Raw genomic sequence first — 21,050 nt, forward strand, 5'->3', positions numbered from 1 at the left:
TAAGCAAACCTAATGGCGCTTTAAAATCCCTAAAATAACAACGGTTTAACAACGCGTCGTTAACAAAAAACATGATGAAACAAATGTTATTTAAAATACTTTTCCTATGTCTGATCGCATTTCAGTTTAATATGCTGTTTGCGCTTGAGGCAGGAATTGTTAAGATAAACCGTAATATTCCTACCTTTTTTCCTGCAACAAATATTTCAGAAAGTGAAAGCCGTTCAAGCGTAATGTACGCGGACGATACAGATGGTGACGGTGTTGACAACAGTATAGATTTGGATGATGATAATGATGGTATATTGGATAGCAACGAGTGCGGAAGTACCAATCGGGTGGCTAACGCAGTTTTTCCTACTTCCGGAACTTCAGATATTCCAAACTGGACAGTACTAGGAGCACCGGTTACCACAAATAGCAATGGAATATTGTTTAATAGCAATGGAGCTACTGCCACAACTTTAAGGCAAATCATCACAGGTAATCCTAATGGTGCAGTAATTAGTCTTAATAATATATACTGGACGAAAACTACCGTAAATACCCTTGCGTCAGCATTTACTTTTACCATTTCTTATGGTGGCGTAATTTATGCAACCATAAATTCTACAGCTACTAATACACCTACCATCACGGCAAGTAATGGTGCAACCATAAATATTACAACTTTACCAACAGTAACCACTGCCGGTCCGGTAAATTCAACCAAAACTACCCTAATCATTACACTACCTATTTCCGGTTTAGTGGCCGGAGGTTATCTGTCTTTTAATTTTGTACCCGGAACTGATGCGACAGCGGTAAGAGATTTAGGATTTACTTCCGTATCCATGTATTCTTGTGGTGATACAGATGCAGATGGTATATCAGACTCTTTAGACTTAGATGCTGATGGTGATGGATGTTATGACGCGGTTGAAGGAGATGAAAATGTTTTTGCTTCGCAGTTAAATGCCAATGGAAGTATTAGCGGAGCTGTAAATGCTAATGGTGTTCCTGTATTGGTAAATGCCGGAGGTGTGGCAGATATTGGAGGAGACATAGGTCAGGGCGTTGGATTATCTACAAATGCCACGCAAAGAGATTGTACAGATATTGATGGAGATGGCGTAACAGATTACGTGGATTTAGATGACGACAACGATGGTATACCCGATCTTATTGAATGTAAAGCCGTTGAAAAAGTTGTAAATGGTAATTTTGGAACGCAAACAGTAGGAGACTTTACAGGCTGGATTAGAGGTGGAACAGTTAACGCCTGGGAAAAAAGTTCGGGCTGGGCAATTGAAGCTTTGAATGATAACCTGGGTACATCTACAATTAAGCAAACCATAACAGGGTTAAAAGCTGGAAAAGCCTATACCATTACATTTGGCGTAATGGCTAACGGTGATCCCGTTTTAGAAAGAGAGAATACACTCACTTTTACCATTGATGGAATAAATTATTACACACAATCTGCTACACAAATTGATGCAGCAGTAGGACGTTACGCACTTGTATACAAGAGTATAACTTTTATTCCAACGAGTACCAGTGCGGTAATCGAATTTATTTCTACAGTTTCAGGAGCAGGTATTGGCGGTAAAGATGTAATGATTAGATCGGTAAGTCTCCTGCCTTGCGAACAGGATACTGACACAGATGGTATCCCTGATTATTTAGACCTGGATTCTGATGGAGACGGTTGTTTTGATGCCGTAGAGGGAGATGAAAACGTAACCAGGGCACAGCTAAATGCCAATGGTAGCATCTCCGGTGCGGTAAATAATGCTAACGGTGTTCCTGCATTGGTAAATACCGGAGGCGGGGCAGATGTGGGTAGTGATGTTGGACAAGGTGCAGGTAATTCTGCCGATGCAGGTATTAAAGATGCGGCTTGTTACACGCTGATTTTAAATCCTGATGTTTATTCAGGCGTAGCGGGTACTGTATTAACCACAGGAAATATATTAACAAACGATCTCCTGGAAGGTATAGTTCCTGTTATTGGCACCAATCCGGGTCAGGTAGCCATTTCCCAATCTGGAGTATGGCCGGCAGGTATTACTTTAAACAGCACAACAGGCGTAGTAACCGTAGCAAATACAGTAAATGGGGGAGTTTATGTCGTAAATTATCAGGTTTGCGTTAATGCCACCAATCCTGCACTTTGTCAAACTCAAACCATCACCATTAACTTATGTGGTAAATTTCCACTTACCGGCACCCCAGATAGTTATACCAAAACAGGAATTTCTGACTTGGCGGGTTTTGCTAATGGCTGGCCAGGCAATGTTCCCAATGGTTTCGTTGCCATCGAGTCGAAAAATAAAGGTTTTGTTATTACCAGGGTAAGTTCTGTAAGTGCTATACCAACAGCCGATTTAGTTGAAGGTATGCTGGTTTATGATATTGCTGCAGCTTGTATTAAGCTCTATAATGGTACAACCTGGAATTGTTTACAAAGAAACTGTAATTAATCATTTAAAATAAAATGAAACGATTTATAATATTATTTGCCTTAGTGCTTGGTTACAGTATTCAGGTAATGGCACAAACAGGTATAGAAAAACAAACTACCGGCAACGCTTCATTGCTTGATTTCCCTACTGGTACTACAAAAGGGATCATTCTGCCTGCGGTAGAAGCTTTACCAACATCGCCAGCTAACGGCACTTTTTTACTGGACAAAACAGATCAGAAAATTAAAATGTACCAAAATGGTTCATGGATAGATTTATCAGGTGCAGGTAGTACTGCAGCAATTGTGCCTTACAGTGGAACGGTAGATAACGGTAAAAAAACAATCATTGGAAGCCGTACAACTGCGGCAGATGGTATACTGGTATTGGAATCGCCTAATAAAGCCCTGGTTTTACCCCGCGTAGCCAACCCCCAGTTAACTGTTAAAAGCCCGTATCCAGGCATGATGTGTTATGATACAGTTAGTAAATCTTTAGCTGTTTTTGACGGTAAACTCTGGAATTTTTGGAAATAGTAGAAAACCTGTCATTTAAATTTTAAATGGAAAGTCACCCAAGCATTAATTCATCCAAAATGAAAATTAAAATATTACAAATATTCGTACTTATTCTCCTGCTTTTGCTGGGCTATCAGCTTAAGGCCCAGAATCTGGCAGGTGTGGGGAGTAGTACGGTAGACAATTCAACGGTTCACATTACGGCCGGAACCACAGAAATACGCTTTTCAGAAGGCAGTTATTTCGGTCCGAAGGCAGACTGGACTATTGACGGTACACTTGAAATTTATAGCAAAAACGTGTGGATTGCCCCGGGTGCTAAATTTAGCGGAACCGGAAAAATCATCATCTATAATCCTGGTGATAATCCTTTCTATGATAATATGCCTGCCGGGCCAACCCGCATTGATGGCAATAATGGAGATTTTATCAACCTGATTATCGAACACAGAAATACCGATAACATTACATTGGCCAATGTGGACGATCCCGGTTATGATACCCGAAATCCAAATGGCGCAGATGCAGCTGCATTAAACATCGCTGGAACATTGGATATGGCGGCAAATGGCGCGGATATTATCCTGAATGGACATAATCTGGCCTTTAATGCAAGTGGTAAAATCAGCAATTATAGTTTATCGCGAATGGTGGTTACAGAAAATAGTTTAAATGGCCATGTAATTAAGGACTTAGCCGCAAATACAGCCTTTGTTTTTCCAATTGGTATTGCCGAAGGCGATTATACACCGGCCACTGTTACACCAAGAACATCAGCAAAGATTTTTGCCAGTGTACAGAATTATCAGGGAGACAACAATACCCTGGGTATCAACAAGCCTCAGGGGATGGATAGAACCTGGAATTTATATGCATCGACGCCTGTAAACACAACGATTACCCTGCAGCACAATCCAATTACCAACGGTGCACAATTTAAAGATAGCAAAGCATCAATTACCCAATACTTAGGTGCTGGCAAGTGGGATCGCGTTATGGGTACCAATCCCGCTTTGGGGGTGCACACCCGCATTAATGCAGCTATGGCTAATGATATGTTAGCCAATGGTGCATATTTCACCAAACATTCTTTGGCTGGAAATGACCTGGTTATTCCCAACTTATTTACGCCAAATGGCGATGGGAATAATGATACGTTCGAAATCCGCGGGCTCGACTTTTTTGAAGAGAACGACCTGGTTATTGTTAACCGCTGGGGTAATGAAGTATATAAATCCAATAACTATCAAAACGACTGGACAGGAGAGGGTCTTAACGAGGGAACTTACTATTACGTGCTGAGGGTTAAAGAAAATGCTACCGCTCCATGGCAGGTATACAAAGGATACATCACATTAATAAGGGCTTTTAAAAAATAATCACCGGGTTTTGGCGTGATAGTCCGCTTGGGACCCGATTCACATCATGATCAAAAATGGACGCAATCAGATCAAAATGAAAAAAATATTAATCATAGCTAGCTTAATTCTCCTTTCCAAAGTTTCTTTTGGGCAGCAGGACGCACAGTTTAGCCAGTACATGTTCAACGGTATCTACATTAATCCCGCCTATGCGGGATACCGTGAGCAACTAAATGTTCATGCTTTTTACCGTAACCAATGGACCGGTTTAGAAGGCTCGCCCAAAACCATGTCGGTAGCGGTAGATGCCATTGCCAATAGTGGTAATGTTGGTTTAGCCCTTCAGCTTTCGAGCGATAGGTTAGGTGCACAACGCAATCAATCGGTTTATGGAAATTATGCTTACCGGATTAGGCTAAATGCAGACGGTAGCTCAAGGTTAGCATTAGGGCTTGGTGTAGGTGTAGTGCAGTTAGGCATTGATGGCGCCATGTTAAATCCCAATGATTTTGAGGTTTACCAACCCGTTGGGATGGAGAGTACCATAGTTCCTGATGCAAGGGCTGGTGTTTATTTCGCAAATGACAGATTTTACGCAGGCGTTAGTGCCGATAACCTGGTTTCTCAGTATATCGATATTGATCGCTACGCGTTTATCCCACAGCCTAAACCGCATTATTACCTTACAGCGGGGATGTTGGTTCCCTTATCCAAAGATGTGCTCTTAAAGCCATCCTTCTTATTAAAGGATGACCGGGGTGGCCCTACAAGTATCGATTTGAACGCTTTTGTGATTTTGAACGAAAAATTTTGGGTAGGAGGATCATACCGTACAGGGATTAAATTATACGATAAGAATTATTTACAAAAGGACCTGAGCAAAATGAACTCAGCAGTAGCAGCCGTACAATTATTCCCGTCTGATAATCTGAGAATCGGTTATGCTTATGATTTTTCTATCGGTGCATTACAGCAATATAGCGGAGGAACACATGAAATATCCATCAGCTATTTCTTCAATAAAAAGAATACAAGAATGTTAACCCCAAGATTTTTTTAAACAATGGTTCATTCTTCAAAGCTAATTTTTATCGCCACAACCATGAAAAGATTTTTATCTGTTTCTATCACAATATCATTGCTGCTATTAATTGGTAACAGTACTAAAGCACAATATGTGCTCAATGCTGCCGATGCCCAATACGAACTGTTTAATTATACCAGGGCTATTGATCTTTACGAACAAGCTTATCAAAAAAAGCAAACTCATTATGCTGCCCAAAGGCTTTATGAATGCTATTCATTCGTAAATGATTATAAACAGGCCGAGAGCTGGAGCGCCATTGCTGCCGGAATGCCAGAGGCAAAACCAGAGAATGTTTTGTCCTATGCGAAAGCATTACAACAAAATAACAAGTATGCTGAAGCCAAACAACAGTTTCAAAAATATGGAACATTGAATAAGAATACAGACCAGGCAGAATTGAACCGGTTATTACTGAGTTGTGATTCTGCGATATATTGGATGAAGAACCCAACAGCGGTTATCATTACCAATGCTGGTAAACTCAATACACCAAAGTCTGACTGGGGGCTGACCACTTATGATAATGGGGTCACTTTTGCATCAGACAGGGGCGCTTCCGGTACCTATCAAAGTGCATCTGGCCGTCCTTTTTTAAAGTTTGACGGAGCAAGCAAGCCCGATAAAAACATCTATGGCTGGACCGGTAATCATTATTTAAGACTTTATACTCAAAGTGCCTCTGCCGATAGCGTAAGTGTTTTTCCAATTCAAACAAATACCGACTATCATATGGGGCCGGCAACATTCAGGGCAAATGGCAAGGAGATGTTTTTCACTTTAACTAAAATTCCGCAAAAGCCGGTATATGTTAAAGGAAAACTCGCTACAGTTAATGTCGAAATATATTCCAGTAAGCTGGATGAACAAGGTAAGTGGTCAGCTCCAATTGCTTTTAACTACAACAAGGTAAATGAATATTCTGTTGGCGACCCTTTTGTTAGTCCGGATGGTAATAGCTTGTATTTCAGTTCAAATATGCCCGGCGGTGCTGGTGGATCAGATATTTATGTTTGCCAGAGATCTTCTGATGGCAGCTGGAGTGCTCCGGTTAATTTGAAGGCAATCAACACTCCTGGAAATGAGCGTACACCTGTTTTGGGTAATGATCAGTCTTTTTATTTCAGCAGTGATGGGAGAGTTGGAATGGGTGGTCTGGATATTTATAGTGCTAAAATAATGCAAACGCAATTTAGCGCAATTAAAAATCTCGGTTATCCGGTTAACTCACCACAAGATGATTTTGCTTATGTAAAAACTGCTGCATTAAGTGGTTATCTCAGTTCAAATAGGGTAGGTGGGTTAGGAGATGATGATATCTACAGCTTCGATGAACAACAGTTGCTTGCATTCAAACTCACAGGAATTGTTTTCGATAAACGTACTAACCTTCCATTAACCAATGCAATTGTCACCTTAAATAAAATAAATGGTCAGAGTTTAAAGGTACAAACCGATAATACAGGTGCTTTCAAATTCAATTTGGAGAAATCATCCGATTATCAACTTACAGGAGAAAAAACGGGTTACCGAACTGACCTGGCTCAGCTTACCACTAAGGGGCTTACCAGCAGTAAGGAAATCGAGCAGAACCTGTATTTAGAAAAAGTAGAGTTAGAGAAAGCGATCAGACTGGAGAATATTTACTACGACTTTGATAAATCCAATATCAGGCCGGATGCCGCTGTTGAGTTAAACAAATTGGTTAAGATAATGAAAGATAACCCAACCATTTGGATCGAGCTGGGCTCGCATACCGATAGCCGTGGTAACGATCAGTACAATCAGTGGTTATCGCAAAGCAGGGCGAATTCAGCAGTTCAATACATTATTGATCAGGGTATAGATAAAAATCGCATTACAGCAAAAGGATATGGAGAATCTATGCTGCTAAACAAATGCGCCAATGGTGTGAAATGTTCGGAAGCTGAACACCAGCTGAATAGAAGAACGGAATTTAAAATTGTAAAAATGTAAGACGATGTCATGTGGCAAGGTGCTTTTTGCTTGGGGATGACTAAAAAGCCCTTGCCTGCATGGCTTCGTTTTAATCAATATCATTTTCGCGGAGGCGAAGACCTTTTAAAGAAAAAAGGTCAGTTATGAAATATAATGTGGTTGTGTATTGCACAACTCAAGTTGAAAGATAAAGCAATGTTATGCTGCAGGGTACTTTTTGCGTGGGGATGACTAAAAGACCCTTGCAGGCATGACTTGCTTTATGTTTCTCTTTGTTCGCCATTAGTATGTGGTTTTTGGGCGAACAGCAAACCAGTTCTCGCGGATGTGAGGATATAGGTTTAAGTATTTAAATTATAAAGCAACGTCGTGCAGCAGGGCTTTTTTTGCATGGGGATGACAAAAACGTCTATGCTTGCATGGCTTGCTTTATATTTCTCGTTGTTTGCCATTGATATGTGGTTTTTGGGCGAACGACAAACCTATTTTCATGGATGTGAGGATATAAGGGTTTATTAATTAAGTGTTTGAGTTACAAAGCAACGTCGTGCGGCAGGGCTCTTTTTGCATGGGGATGACAAAAACGTCCATGCTTGCACGGCTTGTTTTTTTAGTTGTGGGTTACATGTTGTGTGTTATGAGACTAAAGCGTAAGCCTTTTGCGCCAGCCTTTTCTTAGGTTGTGGGTTATGGGGCTAAAAAGCTAACCCCTTCTACATTAACTTCATCTATCTGTCTTCGGGTTTTACAGTAAAACAAGCACCTTATCATTTTACTCAGCAGTTGGCTGCTGCACCCATTAGAATTGCTTTTTCTCCCATGGTTGATATTTTGATCGGAAAATCGTATCCCATTTTTTTGGATAGAAAATATTGGGTGTCTTCCAGGAAAAATTGCTGTGCATGAGCAATATTTCCGCCTATAACGGCTACAATGGGAATTTTAGTTCGGATAAACCGGTATAAAAACTTAGAAAGATTAATGCTGAATTCCAGAAAAACAGCATTAAAGTAAGGCGAATTGCTGTGGTGATCTACCAGGTCTTTAACGTCCTTTACGCGGATATTGGTCATCTCTTCAAAACGCTGAACAAACCAGCGTGTAGAGATGTAGTCTTCGGCTTTACCTTTAAGAAAAGGCATTTTCCAAAGGTCAGAATCTTTCACCTTTCCTCTGGCAGTATGTGCCGTACCCAAACCTGTACCTAATGTAAGCCCGATTGCCCTATCTACCTGCCTGAGGCTTCCATTAAAAAGCTCTCCCTTAAGAAAACACTCGGCATCGTTAAGAAAATTGATTTGTTTCGCATCAAAATCTAAACGTTTTGCCAGGAGCTTTCTGATATTTAAGCCGTAGAGTGAAGCATATTTTTCCTGGCCCTGTATCTTGCAAATCCCATTGGCATAATCCATTGGTCCAGGCATAGCAATGTTGATTTTCTGCGGAACCAAATCAGCCTGCTTCATCGACTGCTCAATAAGTCCTGCCCAAACGTCGATAATCTGATGCGCATCAGCCCCCGAATCTACATGAGTTCTTTGCCAGCTATCTTTTATTTCTCTTCTGTTTTGGATATCAATAAGTTGTGCACTGATGTGTGAACCCCCAATATCAACCCCCATGGTTACATTTTTCATCTTCAATTGAATAAAAGGCAAGGATTTTGCCGGAAAGCTCCCTTTACCGTTAAATAATCAAATTCTCAGTTCTTGTTACGGTTTTCGCTTAATTAAAATGCGCGTTGGCCATCAGTTTGCGGTATTTTTGATGCATTTTCATCGCCAGGTTAACCGGGTCGCCTGTAGTTAGGATAGGATAATCTTTGCGTTGATTTACCCATTTCCATTCCCACTCACTAATTTGCTTATCAAAAGCTTTCACATCAAGCGCTTTGTTTTGTTGTAAACTGGTTTCCAGCCTCTGGAAAAACTGTTGCCACCTCGGTTTGTAGAAATCATTCATCAATCCACTCCACTGTCTGCAGGCATATTCATGAAGTGGGTTTTTTGAATCTCCCCACAAAGTGATTAGGTCCTTAGCATTCATTTCATAAAGGGCTTTTTCACTTTCATTTGTTCCCCAACGGCGGGCATCAGCCACCCAGGGACCCAGCAAAAAGTCTTTACGGGTAGCAAGGAGTTGATCTAAATCAGAGATAAGTTGGATAAACTGCTGACTACTATTTTTTAAGGCGACTAAATTTTTGCTTTGATAATCGCGCACTATCTGTCGTTGAAGCGGCAGGGCATAATTAGCCATTACCTGTCTGCTAACATCAACGATGTCATATTGAAATCCATCACTGTTTTTGCAGGTTGCCGATGCCAGAATCAGCTCATCCCAGGCCGGAAGTAAATCTTGTGGTAAATAGTTTAAACGTGTATTGGTCCATCGGGTAAGGCTATCTAATGTCGGTCTGGCTTGAATAATAGATTCTGCACCATCTCTGATATATTTATCCTGTGGAACAGTAAATACGGTTTGATGTAAAATATCCCAGGCCTTTAAAGCATGGATATCGCTATTTCCATAACGGTTTCGGATAAATTTTGGCAGCCAGGTTTTAAGGTTAATGGCTTGGTTTTGCCAGGTATGGGCTGTCATCAATTCATAAAGAACAGGATTTTGTTCTATTCCTTCCATGGTAAGCCCAATGCCCACTAAATTGCCACTTTTCGCATCATTCAATGCCTCTGCAGGAGCAGTTGCTACTACATCCATTCTGCCGAACAAATTGGTGTTCCCTCCAAAATTATGCAGCATGTTCCAGATCCAGGGTTTACCATAAAAGGCATCCGTACGTTTCCAAACAGGCTCAATTTCTGTAGCTAGATCCAGAATAATCATTTTATCATTCGGAACAGCTTTGAGCAATGCTTCAGTTTGTGGCTCTTTCCAAAACTTACGGTCGCTGTAAAAAAGCCAGCCTTGCATTACCCAAACAGCAGCACTGTCAGCTTGCGACATCCCATCATAAACCCGCTTACTTAATTTACCCAGAAATTCAGGATCATCAGATGGTGGTTCGTTTTCATTAAATGTATCGGCAGAGTACAGGTGGTCAGTACCCAGCAAGGCCGTTTGTTTTTGTAAAAAGCGCTTGCCTATCTCAGCAAACATAGGATCTTCAGCATCTAGTATATAAGTGTCGGCAAATCCGTTGGTCCAGTTGGTGGCTTTTAATTTTGCCTTTGGAAACTTCTTTTGAAAAGCAGCAGGAACATGTCCGGTAAATGCAGGAAGCACAGGCTTCATTCCTAAAGACCTTTGGCGCGCTAAGATTTTCTGCTGTAACTCAAAGTGGCTTTTCATCCAGCTTACAGGAAGCGGACCACCCCAGCCATCAATATTACCCATCCAGAACCAGGAGAAATAAGCCGGGCCGGTAAAGAAACCCTTTAAATCCTCATCGCTAAATCCCATCTCTTTATACAGCAAGTACCAGGTATATTCTTCGCCTGTAATGGCTAAAGGCATGTTAATACCGTGCAAGGCCATCCAGTCGATTTCTTTTTCCCAGCGTTCCCAATCCCACCAGCTCATGCTATAGTTGAAAGTGCAATAGTTAAGGTAATAGCGGTAAGTATAAGGCGTAACCTTCCTGATTTTTTGAGCAATTAGAGGCAGCTTTTGCGGAACATTTAATGAGGTTCCATTCCAGGTAATCTGGCTGTGGCAATATTCGTTCAGGTAATAATACAATGCAGATGATATGGCTACACCACTACTTCCGCGCAGTATGATCTGGTTGTTTTTACTTTCTAATTCAAAAACATCTTTTCCATTTTCCTGAGGAATATTTTCGGCAATAAAGGCAGCCGATTTGCCCGGCAATACCCTCGCTATTAGCGCTTCTGAAGCCTGTAGGTTGTTTTGTGCTTTTACCTGATGGGTTAGGCCCAAAAAAGCAATGGAAGCAATTAATACTTTTATTTTCATATAAATGGATAGACTAAACCTTTAAAAACCACTTTTTATCATAAAGAAATTTGAGCAATACCAATTGAATAAGGAGAACACCCATCCAGAGCATTACGGGTTGCCATAAAACATTAACTTGCTTCATTAAGCCACCAAATAAGAATTGAGAACTGCTTTCAAAGTTAATTATGCCGTGTGCAGCCATGTAAATGAGGATGGAGTTCGTGCCAATCCAAACAAAAGGCATGCTCCATTTGCGATAGCCCGCTACATCTATAATACTGTAAAAGATAGCGAACAGCAATAAACTCCATCCACCGGCAAATAACACAAAAGAACTGCTCCAGATATTTTTATTGATGGGGAACCAGATGCTCCACAATAAGCCGGCGGCGAGCAAACCGAATGCAGCCGCTGACATAAACAAACTCTTCCTGGCAGGGCTGAACCTTTGTTCTGGTAACCTTAAAAATTGTCCGGTAAAGATACCCAGTAGGGCGGAAGCAACAGCAGGTAATGTGGAGAGCAAACCTTCCGGATCATAAACCATCCTGTGCAGCTTGCCCGGTAAAAAATGCTGGTCTACATAAGCAGAAAGATTTCCTGCAGGTGTAAGTATTCCTGCGCCAAAACCTGGCACGGGAATGAGTGTCATTAAAGCAAAATATCCCAATAGTATAGTTGCAAACCAGATTAATTGCTTTTTAAGCTTACAATTAAGAAAAATAATGGCTGCAAGGCAGGTTGAAAGGGCAATTCGTCCTAAAACACTGGCAAACCGGCTTTCTTCATAGCCCTTAAACTGAAGTATTCCATTTACAACCATCCCCAGTAAAAGCAGGATCAGCGTTCGCTTAAGAAGTGCCTGATAGATCTTTTTCCTGGTCTGTTGTTTGATAATGGGGTCTGTTTCAATAAAATACTTGCTGTAAGAAAAAGGCATAGATATTCCTGAAATAAATATGAATAAGGGGAATATCATATCGTAAAAGGTAAAGCCGTTCCAAACCGTGTGGTGAAGCTGGTTACTCATCAGGATACAAATGCGCTCAGGAAATGACAAACTTTCGTTCGTTTGAATCATCCAGTTTTCGGTATTGCGCAGCAGCTGATGTTTTTCTTTAACAACATTGGCCATACTGTGAAAGATTCCCTCCCCGCTGATAATCCAGAACATATCGAAACCCCTCAAAGCATCCAGAGACAATAAACGTTTTGGCTGAAGGGTTTTGGTAATTGTATCAGACATGGATGATGGGTTCATTTCTCTTAATAGCGCTACTTTTTAATGTCGGTGGTGTAAATGATTTCGCCTTCATCATTAATGGTTTGTACTTTAATCGCGTCATTATTAACTGAGAATAGCATAAACCCATACGTAGAGGCTGCCATTTGCTGATCTTCAATCAGTTTTACCGGCGTTTTCTCAGATGCCGCTCCCGAAATAAAGTGATGGGTTTTACCCGCTGGCTTTATGTGTTGTAAACTGTGTTCGTGTCCGGTAAGGTAAACATCTACACCATAACGGTCTAATACTGGTTTAAGGCTGCTGCGAATCGCTTTGGTATCATAACCCTCAGTTCTGCTTCCGCCGGTAAACATGGGGTGATGGCCAACTACTATCTTCCATTTTATACTCGGATCGTTATCGCTGAGCGTTTTCGCTAGCCAACGCTTTTGTGCAGTGGTATCCTGGCCTTTCACATTAGGCCCATACTCCGAATTTTTATAAAACTCAGGAATAAGGGGGTTGGTATCAATGAAAGCAATCAATACCTGATTATTTAGATCCCCGTTGATGGGGAATTTTTTAGCAAAGTAACGGGCAGGCATTTTCCATCTTCTGCTGATTTTAGAATAGGCTACCTGTGCATCCGGATTGGATTTGTAATCGTGGTTACCCAGTATCACGTACCAGTCCCACTGTAATGAAAAATCAGTATAAATATCTTCAAATGAATATTTGAATAAGGGATCCTGAGGGCTAATCACTCCACTGGGATAAAAATTATCACCTGTAGAAATGATAAACTGCGCTTTGGACGCTGTTGCGGTAAGCCCCATTTGTTGGGCTACCTGTTTTTGATGATCGGCACCATTGCGGCCCCAATCGCCCATGGCAATAAAATTTAATGAACCGGGCGTTTTAGCTAATGTTTTGGTGGTTGTTGCGTTTAAACCGGGTTCTTTTAGCAAAACTTGTGCTTGTAGCGAACCAAAGGCCATTAAAAGCAGAAAAAAAGGTAAGTGTTTAGTCATGGGATGCTTGTATAAAGAAGAAGGGCACTGATGGTGATCAGATTTGGAAAGGTATTTCTCTGAACCACTGGCCCAGAGAAATCTTTCCGATATAGAAATATTAATGCTTACTGAGGGTAACCTGTATTCTGCTTCAGCTTAGGGTTAAGTACCATTGCAGAAGCAGGGATTGGAAACAAACGGTGAAAGGTTTGGGCATCGGTTTTAAAACCCCAGCTGCCTTCAAACTTTCCAAAACGGATCATATCGTTGCGGTGCCAGCACTCCCAGGCCATTTCTCTGCAACGCTCTTTGTATAAATCTTCGAGGGTTACTGCTGTCCAGGCAGGAGAGGTAGTACGTACCGCACGAACCTGGTTAACCAATGATAAAGCGGTTTGTCCGTTAGTGGCTGCTGCGCCACGCAAAATGGCTTCAGCTTTCATCAACAGAATATCTGAATATCTGAATACAGGTACGTCGTTATTCTGGTTTCTGTTAGATGAGGTACTGTCGCAATAGAATTTGTTGTTCCTATAACCCATATTCCAGGCAATTTCATCGTTGCCCGCATCAAAAGGTCGGGAACCATCACGTAAGGTCACATTTGGAGTGATATCTACCTGGTAGGTTATTGGTGCAGAACCATCGGCACCAGTATAAAACTGGTCATAGCCTTTCTTGGTGGTACTTACATTTACCGGCGTTCCGCTGTAGTTAAACTGTGGCCCTTTAATCCATTGGTTATTACGTTTGTCATTAGGGTCGTTAAAATTGGCATAATACTCTGGCAATGTACTCATTGGTGCGCTTGGTGTGTGTTTCAAGCTAAATTTAGTTTGCAGAGAACGAGGAAGTGAGTATCTGGCATAAAACATATAGCCATTGCTAAATCCCGGATCGTAAGGCAATGCGAAAATAAATTCCTTAATCTGAGGTCCGTTATCGATAAAAAACATTTTACGGTAATCAGACTCTAAGCTATAAGGAGTTCCCGTAGCAGTTATAATCGCATCACACATGGCTACTGCATCAGTATATCGTGCCGTGCCGGTGTAAACCTGGGCATTCAAATACATTTTGGCTAAGATTGCATAAGCTGTGTATCTATTTGGTCTGCCATAAGTTGCAGCTCCTACCACAGTGCTCAGTTGAGGTAAAACTTCTTTTAGTTCTGACTCAATGAAATTGAATACTTCTAACCTCGGTTTGGTCTCAGGTGGGGTAGTTTCTCCAAATGTTGTCACAATTGGAATGTTGCCCCACAAGTCCATCATCATGAAGAATGCCAACGCACGGGTAGCTCTTAATTCTGCTATTGCTGTTGTTTTTGCCGGAGATTCAGGAGCATCTTTTAGCAAAAACAAACTTTGGTTGGCTTTACTGATTGTGCCAGAAAGCCATGACCATCCACTGTTCACATGTCCGTTATCTTTATCCCAGGTGTGCTTGTGATGTTGCTCAAAACGTCCGCCATCATACCAGTTTCCACCTCTTGCAGGCATAATTGATTCATCTGTACTCAGTGATTGCATGAAGAAATAGTCTGTACCCCAGCCCTGACGTAACTGTACATAAACCTGTCCTGTTAACTGAATAAAATGCTGATCTGTTTGGGGAAAGGTTTCCGGAGTTAACTGTGTTTCCACTTTTAAATCCAGTTTATGGCAAGATGTTAGCACTGTTAGTGATAAGATCAGCCCGGTAGCTATGTTGATAAGATTTTTCATCGTCTTATTTTTTAATTAAATGATAGATTTAAACCGAATAGGAAGGTTCTGGTTTTTGGATAAAAGTTATTGGTATCTACACCCGGTGCAGTACCACCCTGGTTAATCTCAGGATCAATTCCTTTATATCCGGTAATTACAAATAAATTGTTCGCGGTAGTGTAAACCCTTAATGATCTCACCCCCGGGATAAGTCCTTTTTTGAAAGTATACCCTAATGTTGCGTTATCCAGTCGAAGATAGCTTCCGTCTTCAATAAATCTGCTGGAGTATTTGTATGAATTGAAATCTGCTGTAGATTCGTTTTCAACTTCTACCGGGATATTGGTAAACTGTGCGGTGTTCGGACGGAACAAATCAGCACGGGTAACGTTCATAATCTTGTTTCCTAAAACCGCTCTCATAAAAATACTCAGATCGAAGTTTTTATATCTGATATTGTTGTTCCAACCAATTAAAGCTTTGGGCTGGGCATTACCAAGTATATAATAATCGGTTTTGTTTAACAAGCCCTGGGTTTTAATGTTTCCTGCAGCATCATAATACTGCGAAACACCATTGGCATCCTTTCCGGCATATTTAAAGGTGTAAAAGGTACCAATGGCTTGTCCCGGAGATAAAATTTGCAAGGTAGCACCACTTTGACCTGCACCATCGGGCTGTACAGTCAGCCTGTCATCAATCTTGTACTGACTATCAGAGAGTGAGATGATTTTGTTTTTATTGTGCGCTACATTAATTCCGGTAGTCCAGGTGAAATTGTCATTGCTCACTGGTGTTCCATTCAGCACAAATTCAAGTCCTTTATTGGTTAATTTTCCTACGTTAGCGGTCAGCTGGCCAGACGGATAGAGGTTTTGATCTACATCAAATTGAAGGATAAGATCTGTTGTCTTCTTGTTGTACCAGTCTAATGAGCCACCTAAGCGGCCTTTGAAGAAAGTAAAATCCACCCCCACGTTTGTTGTGGCTGTTTTTTCCCATTGTAAATCGGGGTTCTCGTTCTGAACAGCACCATAAGCACCTTCTCTTGGTGATCCATTATAATAAAACTGGCCAACAGCACCATAAATTAACTTGGTGGTTAAGGGAGCAAAGCCCAGCGCATTTCCGGCTACACCATAACTTCCACGTAATTTTAAAGTACTCAGGAAGTTTTGGTCTTTCAGGAAGTTTTCCTGATCAATATTCCAGGCTGCACCAACTGATGGGAAAAAACCCCACTTTTGATTGGTACCAAAAACGTTTGAACCATCTCTTCTGATCGATCCCTGAAGCAAATATTTATTTTTGTAGTTGTAATTTACCCTGGCAAAATCAGAAATCATCAGTATTTCCTGGTAAACAACATCTGGATTGAAATTTACCCTGAAATCATTTACTGCATAAGGATTTCCTAAACTTAGATTGTTATAGCTCACTTCATTAACCGGGAAATTGGTTGAGGTAGCTTGTACACCATCGTTATTTAATGATTGTTGGTAGGAGTATCCAACAACCGCATTAATGTCGTGATTGCCAAATTTCCTGTTCCAGGTAAGGTAAGTTTCGATGATTTTATTCGTATTTTGATAAGCATTTCGCACAGCCACACCGTTTTGTCCTACCAATGATACAAACACTGGGTTTGCTGGTGGATCAGGTGTGTTTCTTACGTTGTTATATCTTGAAGTGTAGATACTGTTATAAAATGCACCATAAATATTTTGAGTATTTTGATAAGAAGCCGATATATCATAAGAAAATCCAAAAGGTAACTTAAGATTAGCCGTGAAGTTTCCTAAAATGGTTTTAGTTTTTAGGTTCTCTTTACCGTTTTCGAGCATAGACACCGGGTTGTAATAGCTGGTCTGGATCAGGTTGTCAAAATAACTTCCGTCAGGGTTTCTTACAGGTGCAGTAGGTAGATAAGTTAACATTTGAGCCAAAACAGTATTTCTGTAAGGCACCAAGTCTGCATCGCTTATAGAATTGCTGAGTGTTAAACCAAGCTTAAGTTTATCATTTAGGGCTTTTTGCTCCACACCCACACGGCCGATGAATCTGTCTAAACCACTCGTTTTTACAATACCCTGTTGTTTAAAGTAGTTGATACTGGCATTGTAAGTAGTCTTTTCTGTACCTCCACTCATCGAGATGTTGTGGTTGTATGATAGTGCATCACTGCGCTGTACCTCTTTCTGCCAGTCAGTATTAGCGCCTTTATCATTAGCCGGAGTTAGCGCCGAGTTATTTTTGGCTAAAAAAGCTCTTAATTGATCAGCATCCATCATGTCATATTGGTTAGAAATATTTTCTACACCAAAATACCCGCTATATGATAGTTGTGTTTGTCCTGCAGTTCCTTTTTTAGTCGTTACCATAATTACGCCATTTGCTGCTCTGTTACCATAAATGGCTGCGGCGGCTGCATCTTTCAATACGTCAATAGAGGCAATGTCATCTGGTGCAAGAATAGAAATGTCGGCACCCACAACACCATCAATAACAAATAGAGGTGATTGAGCTCCTTCACGTAAAGTAGAAGCACCGCGCATAATGATGGCTGCATTACGGTTAGGGTCGCCACTGCGGCTAATGTTCAATCCGGGTACTTTACCTTGCAGCATCTGGCCCACATCGCTAATGGCGCCTTTGTTCAAATCATCTCCTTTTACCGTAGAGATAGAACTGGTTAAAGCTTTTCTGGTACTTTTACCATAACCTACCACAACAACATCATTCAGAGATGCGGTTGATTCCTGGATCGTTACTTTGTAAGTATTTGCCGATCCAACAGTTAATTCCTGTGGATTATAACCGAGAAAGCTGAAAACGATTTTATCGCCCGTTTTAGCCGTAATGCTGAAGGTCCCGCCAGCACCGGTAGAAGTAGCTTTTGAAGTTCCTTTTACGATAACTGATGCGCCAATAATGGGCAGGTTTTGATTGTCGACTAAATTACCCGTGATTTTTCTTTCCTGGGCCAATGCGATATTAAAGAACTGGCCGATAAATAAGAACAGCAATACCAGATAACTGCGCTTAAAGCTTGTACTTTTAAATCTCATGATTGTTGTAAAATTAGGTTCATAAATTGGTTAGTTGGTTGTTTGTTTTGGATGTATTTGCCCCGCTTCGGGGCAAACTTTTTTAGAATTTAATATTTGCGGGGAGGTATTTGGCTACTAAATTCTGATAATAAGGCTTTAGTTCTTCCCAGCTTTTCTGGTTAGGGTTTTTAGAGTATAAATCATAGGGGTTAAATAACCTAACCCATTTAAACATTTCGTGGTCTTTCTCATTCATTAAATGATCGTAGGCATTTTCACGATGCTGCGAGTAAAAAGAGTGATAACGCAACATGTACAAGCCCGGTTCAGGAATATAATCTTTCATCATATGATACACATATTCATCATGGCCCCATGACATGTGTACATTATCTAAGCCGCAGTTTTGGGTATATACTCCCAATTTGGTCTGATAGGTGGCGTTTTGGTAATCGGGGTTTTCTTTGAAAAACTCAGGATAAACAATTTTATCTGAATAAGCACAGCCTACCGGAAATGTATCACCTACAACAGCCCATTGTGGCTCTCCGAAGAGGCACAATACCTTACCCATGTCGTGGATTAATCCAACAAGCACCATCCAATCCGGATGACCATCATTTCTGATGGCTTCAGATGTTTGAAGCAAATGTTGCATCTGGTCAAGGTCAGTATCCGGATCAGAATCGTCAACCAGCTCATTCAAAAAATCAAAAGCGTTCCAAATCGGCATTTCTTTTTTGTCGAATTTCAGGTATTCCGCTTTTTTCTCTTTTACAAAATCATAGGTTTGATACAGGTGATTTAAACGGTAAAATTCCTTTACACCATCTTTCTCCGTTTCTTCATAATTTCGAAACTCTTCCTCTTTTTTGTCTTGGTTGATGGAAGTTGGATCAGGATAGCGTTTAATTACATCCTCTTCCCATTGATCTAGGTTGTGTAATGGATTATTTCCATCGGCAACTCCTGAATGTTGGTTTGTGCTCATAGGTCAGAAATTTAATATGTTTTGATTAGGAGCAATAAAGTTGTCGTTTTGAAATGTCATATCCTTAAGTTCAACCGATTTTATTTACGTAAACGATTAAGTAAAATGTTTTCGAAATAGCTTAAAAAAAGCCCTTCTGTAATGGTTTAAAACGGTTTAGTATTCTGTTAATTTGATCAGATTGCAGTACTGAGGGCGCAAGGGTTTGCTGAAAGCATAAATGCTCAAATCTGCCGGCAGAGGTGCTTAGCCATGAGGGGTATACAAACAGGTTTCCCTGTTCTCAGTGCCGCAAATGTACAAAATATAAAAAACGTTATAGAGACGTTTTTCTTTTAATATTTTATATATTCGTTCTCAAGCCGGATGATATTTTGGTGCTTATTGAAGTTAAGTAGAGCAGTTGGATCGCGTATTCTTTCTTGATCATTTAAAGGTTTACATTTTTTCAAAGCCCTATCCTTTGTGATAGATTTTGATTAAATTTATATACATCCTTTATCCCTAACTCAATACTGCATCTGGAAAATATGCCCGGCGAATAAGACTATACAAAACACCAAATCATGTCAGAGCCAGTAAACATTAAAAGGTTAGCGCAAGAACTCAATATTTCTATTGCCACGGTTTCCAAAGCCTTAAATGATAGTTATGAGATTAGCCTGAAAACTAAGAACCGGGTTTGGACATTGGCTAAACAGCTAAATTATACCCCAAATCCTGCTGCAAGCAACCTTCGCAGTCATAAAACGAAAACCATAGCAGTAGTGATCCCCTGTGTAGCCAATAATTTTTTCTCACTGGCCATTAAAGGAATTGAAGAGATTGCACGGCGCTATGACTATCATGTATTGATTTACCAAACCCATGAGAATAGCGAAATGGAAGTGAATTTTACCAATAGTTTAATCAACGGCAGGGTAGACGGAATCCTGACTTCTATATCAAGCAGTTTATATAATATTGAGTATTATACCAATTTGGTAAAGAAAATCCCTTTGGTGTTTTTTGACCGCGTTTATGAAGATTTAGATGCAGTAAAGGTAAGTACAGATGATTATAAAATTGCTTATCAGGCAACCGAACACTTAATCGAGTGCGGCTGTAAGCGGATCTCTTTCTTATACGGTCTCGAACACCTGCCTGCAGGAAAAGCACGCTTAGCTGGATACACTGATGCATTAAAGGCGCATCAACTGATTACAGATGAAGGCTTGATTGTTAAATATCATGAAAGCGAACAGGTTAATGCCTTTAACATTAAATCATTGATGAAGAATCAAAAACCAGATGGTGTTCTTTCGTCTATTGAAGAGTTTGTTTTGCCTTGCTATGATGTTTGCAGGGAATTGAATATCCACATTCCGAACGATTTGAAGGTGGTAAGTTTTTCCAATTTAAGCACTGCCCGTTTACTCAACCCATCTTTAACAACCGTTACACAACCCGCTTTCGAGATCGGAATGGAAGCTGCCACAAGCTTGTTCAAAATACTCCATAAAAAAGATCAGGGCATGGATCGGGATGTCGTGCTTAAATCAACATTAATTAAAAGAGAATCGACGGGGTTTTAGGTTGGTGGTCATTAGTTATTGGTCATTAGCCATTGGTTATTGGTCATTAGCCATTGGTTATTAGCCATTAGTTATTGGTCATTAGCCATTGGTCATTAGTTCATTCAACACTCATTCACTCATTCAATCATTCGGTCATTCAATAATTCGAAAACGTTTAAGCATTTTATATACAAAGATTATCCGCTAACAGCT

Annotated in this window: 13 protein-coding genes; 6 read left to right on the forward strand and 7 right to left on the reverse strand. The window is 40.6% G+C overall.

Annotated elements, in window-relative coordinates:
* The first annotated feature begins 131 nt into the window (after positions 1–131).
* From ACQY77_RS00075 to ACQY77_RS00095, 5 genes are all read left to right on the forward strand, one after another.
* Positions 132–2,465, forward strand: a complete 2,334-nt coding sequence (locus tag ACQY77_RS00075; RefSeq protein WP_421940031.1) for a hypothetical protein — start codon at positions 132–134, stop codon at positions 2,463–2,465.
* 14 nt (positions 2,466–2,479) lie between these two features.
* On the forward strand, positions 2,480–2,983 hold the full coding sequence (locus tag ACQY77_RS00080) for a hypothetical protein (RefSeq protein WP_421940030.1): 504 nt from the start codon (positions 2,480–2,482) through the stop codon (positions 2,981–2,983).
* Between the two features lie 59 nt (positions 2,984–3,042).
* Positions 3,043–4,344, forward strand: a complete 1,302-nt coding sequence (locus ACQY77_RS00085) for a gliding motility-associated C-terminal domain-containing protein (protein WP_421940029.1) — start codon at positions 3,043–3,045, stop codon at positions 4,342–4,344.
* A gap of 76 nt (positions 4,345–4,420) precedes the next feature.
* On the forward strand, positions 4,421–5,386 hold the full coding sequence (locus ACQY77_RS00090; RefSeq protein ID WP_421940028.1) for a type IX secretion system membrane protein PorP/SprF: 966 nt from the start codon (positions 4,421–4,423) through the stop codon (positions 5,384–5,386).
* A gap of 42 nt (positions 5,387–5,428) precedes the next feature.
* Positions 5,429–7,387 (forward strand): OmpA family protein, encoded by a 1,959-nt coding sequence (locus tag ACQY77_RS00095; protein WP_421940027.1) that lies wholly within the window; start codon positions 5,429–5,431, stop codon positions 7,385–7,387.
* Positions 7,388–8,145: 758 nt separating this feature from the next.
* On the opposite strand, the gene ACQY77_RS00100 is transcribed toward ACQY77_RS00095, so the two are convergent.
* The 7 genes from ACQY77_RS00100 to ACQY77_RS00130 all read right to left on the reverse strand — a co-directional run bounded on the left by ACQY77_RS00100 (position 8,146) and on the right by ACQY77_RS00130 (position 19,281).
* Positions 8,146–9,006, reverse strand: coding sequence for an ROK family protein (locus ACQY77_RS00100; RefSeq protein WP_421940026.1), 861 nt, complete (start codon positions 9,004–9,006; stop codon positions 8,146–8,148).
* Between the two features lie 88 nt (positions 9,007–9,094).
* The gene (locus ACQY77_RS00105) at positions 9,095–11,308 is read right to left on the reverse strand and encodes an alpha-N-acetylglucosaminidase (protein WP_421940025.1); all 2,214 of its coding nucleotides are present in this window, start codon (positions 11,306–11,308) and stop codon (positions 9,095–9,097) included.
* A gap of 13 nt (positions 11,309–11,321) precedes the next feature.
* Positions 11,322–12,539 carry an acyltransferase family protein gene (locus ACQY77_RS00110; RefSeq protein ID WP_421940024.1) on the reverse strand — a complete coding sequence of 406 codons (1,218 nt, stop codon included), beginning with the start codon at positions 12,537–12,539 and terminating at the stop codon, positions 11,322–11,324.
* Between the two features lie 29 nt (positions 12,540–12,568).
* Positions 12,569–13,549, reverse strand: coding sequence for a purple acid phosphatase family protein (locus tag ACQY77_RS00115; protein WP_421940023.1), 981 nt, complete (start codon positions 13,547–13,549; stop codon positions 12,569–12,571).
* A gap of 107 nt (positions 13,550–13,656) precedes the next feature.
* A complete protein-coding gene (locus tag ACQY77_RS00120) occupies positions 13,657–15,258 on the reverse strand; it encodes a RagB/SusD family nutrient uptake outer membrane protein (protein WP_421940022.1) in 1,602 nt (533 codons plus the stop codon).
* Positions 15,259–15,269: 11 nt separating this feature from the next.
* Positions 15,270–18,308, reverse strand: a complete 3,039-nt coding sequence (locus ACQY77_RS00125; protein WP_421940021.1) for a SusC/RagA family TonB-linked outer membrane protein — start codon at positions 18,306–18,308, stop codon at positions 15,270–15,272.
* An 82-nt stretch (positions 18,309–18,390) separates the two neighbouring features.
* Positions 18,391–19,281 carry an inositol oxygenase family protein gene (locus tag ACQY77_RS00130; protein WP_421940020.1) on the reverse strand — a complete coding sequence of 297 codons (891 nt, stop codon included), beginning with the start codon at positions 19,279–19,281 and terminating at the stop codon, positions 18,391–18,393.
* A 566-nt stretch (positions 19,282–19,847) separates the two neighbouring features.
* Between ACQY77_RS00130 and ACQY77_RS00135 the strand changes: the two genes are divergently transcribed.
* Positions 19,848–20,855 carry a LacI family DNA-binding transcriptional regulator gene (locus tag ACQY77_RS00135; protein ID WP_421940019.1) on the forward strand — a complete coding sequence of 336 codons (1,008 nt, stop codon included), beginning with the start codon at positions 19,848–19,850 and terminating at the stop codon, positions 20,853–20,855.
* The last annotated feature ends 195 nt before the right edge of the window (positions 20,856–21,050 follow it).

This window comes from Pedobacter sp. (assembly GCF_965279535.1).
Classification (GTDB): domain Bacteria; phylum Bacteroidota; class Bacteroidia; order Sphingobacteriales; family Sphingobacteriaceae; genus Pedobacter.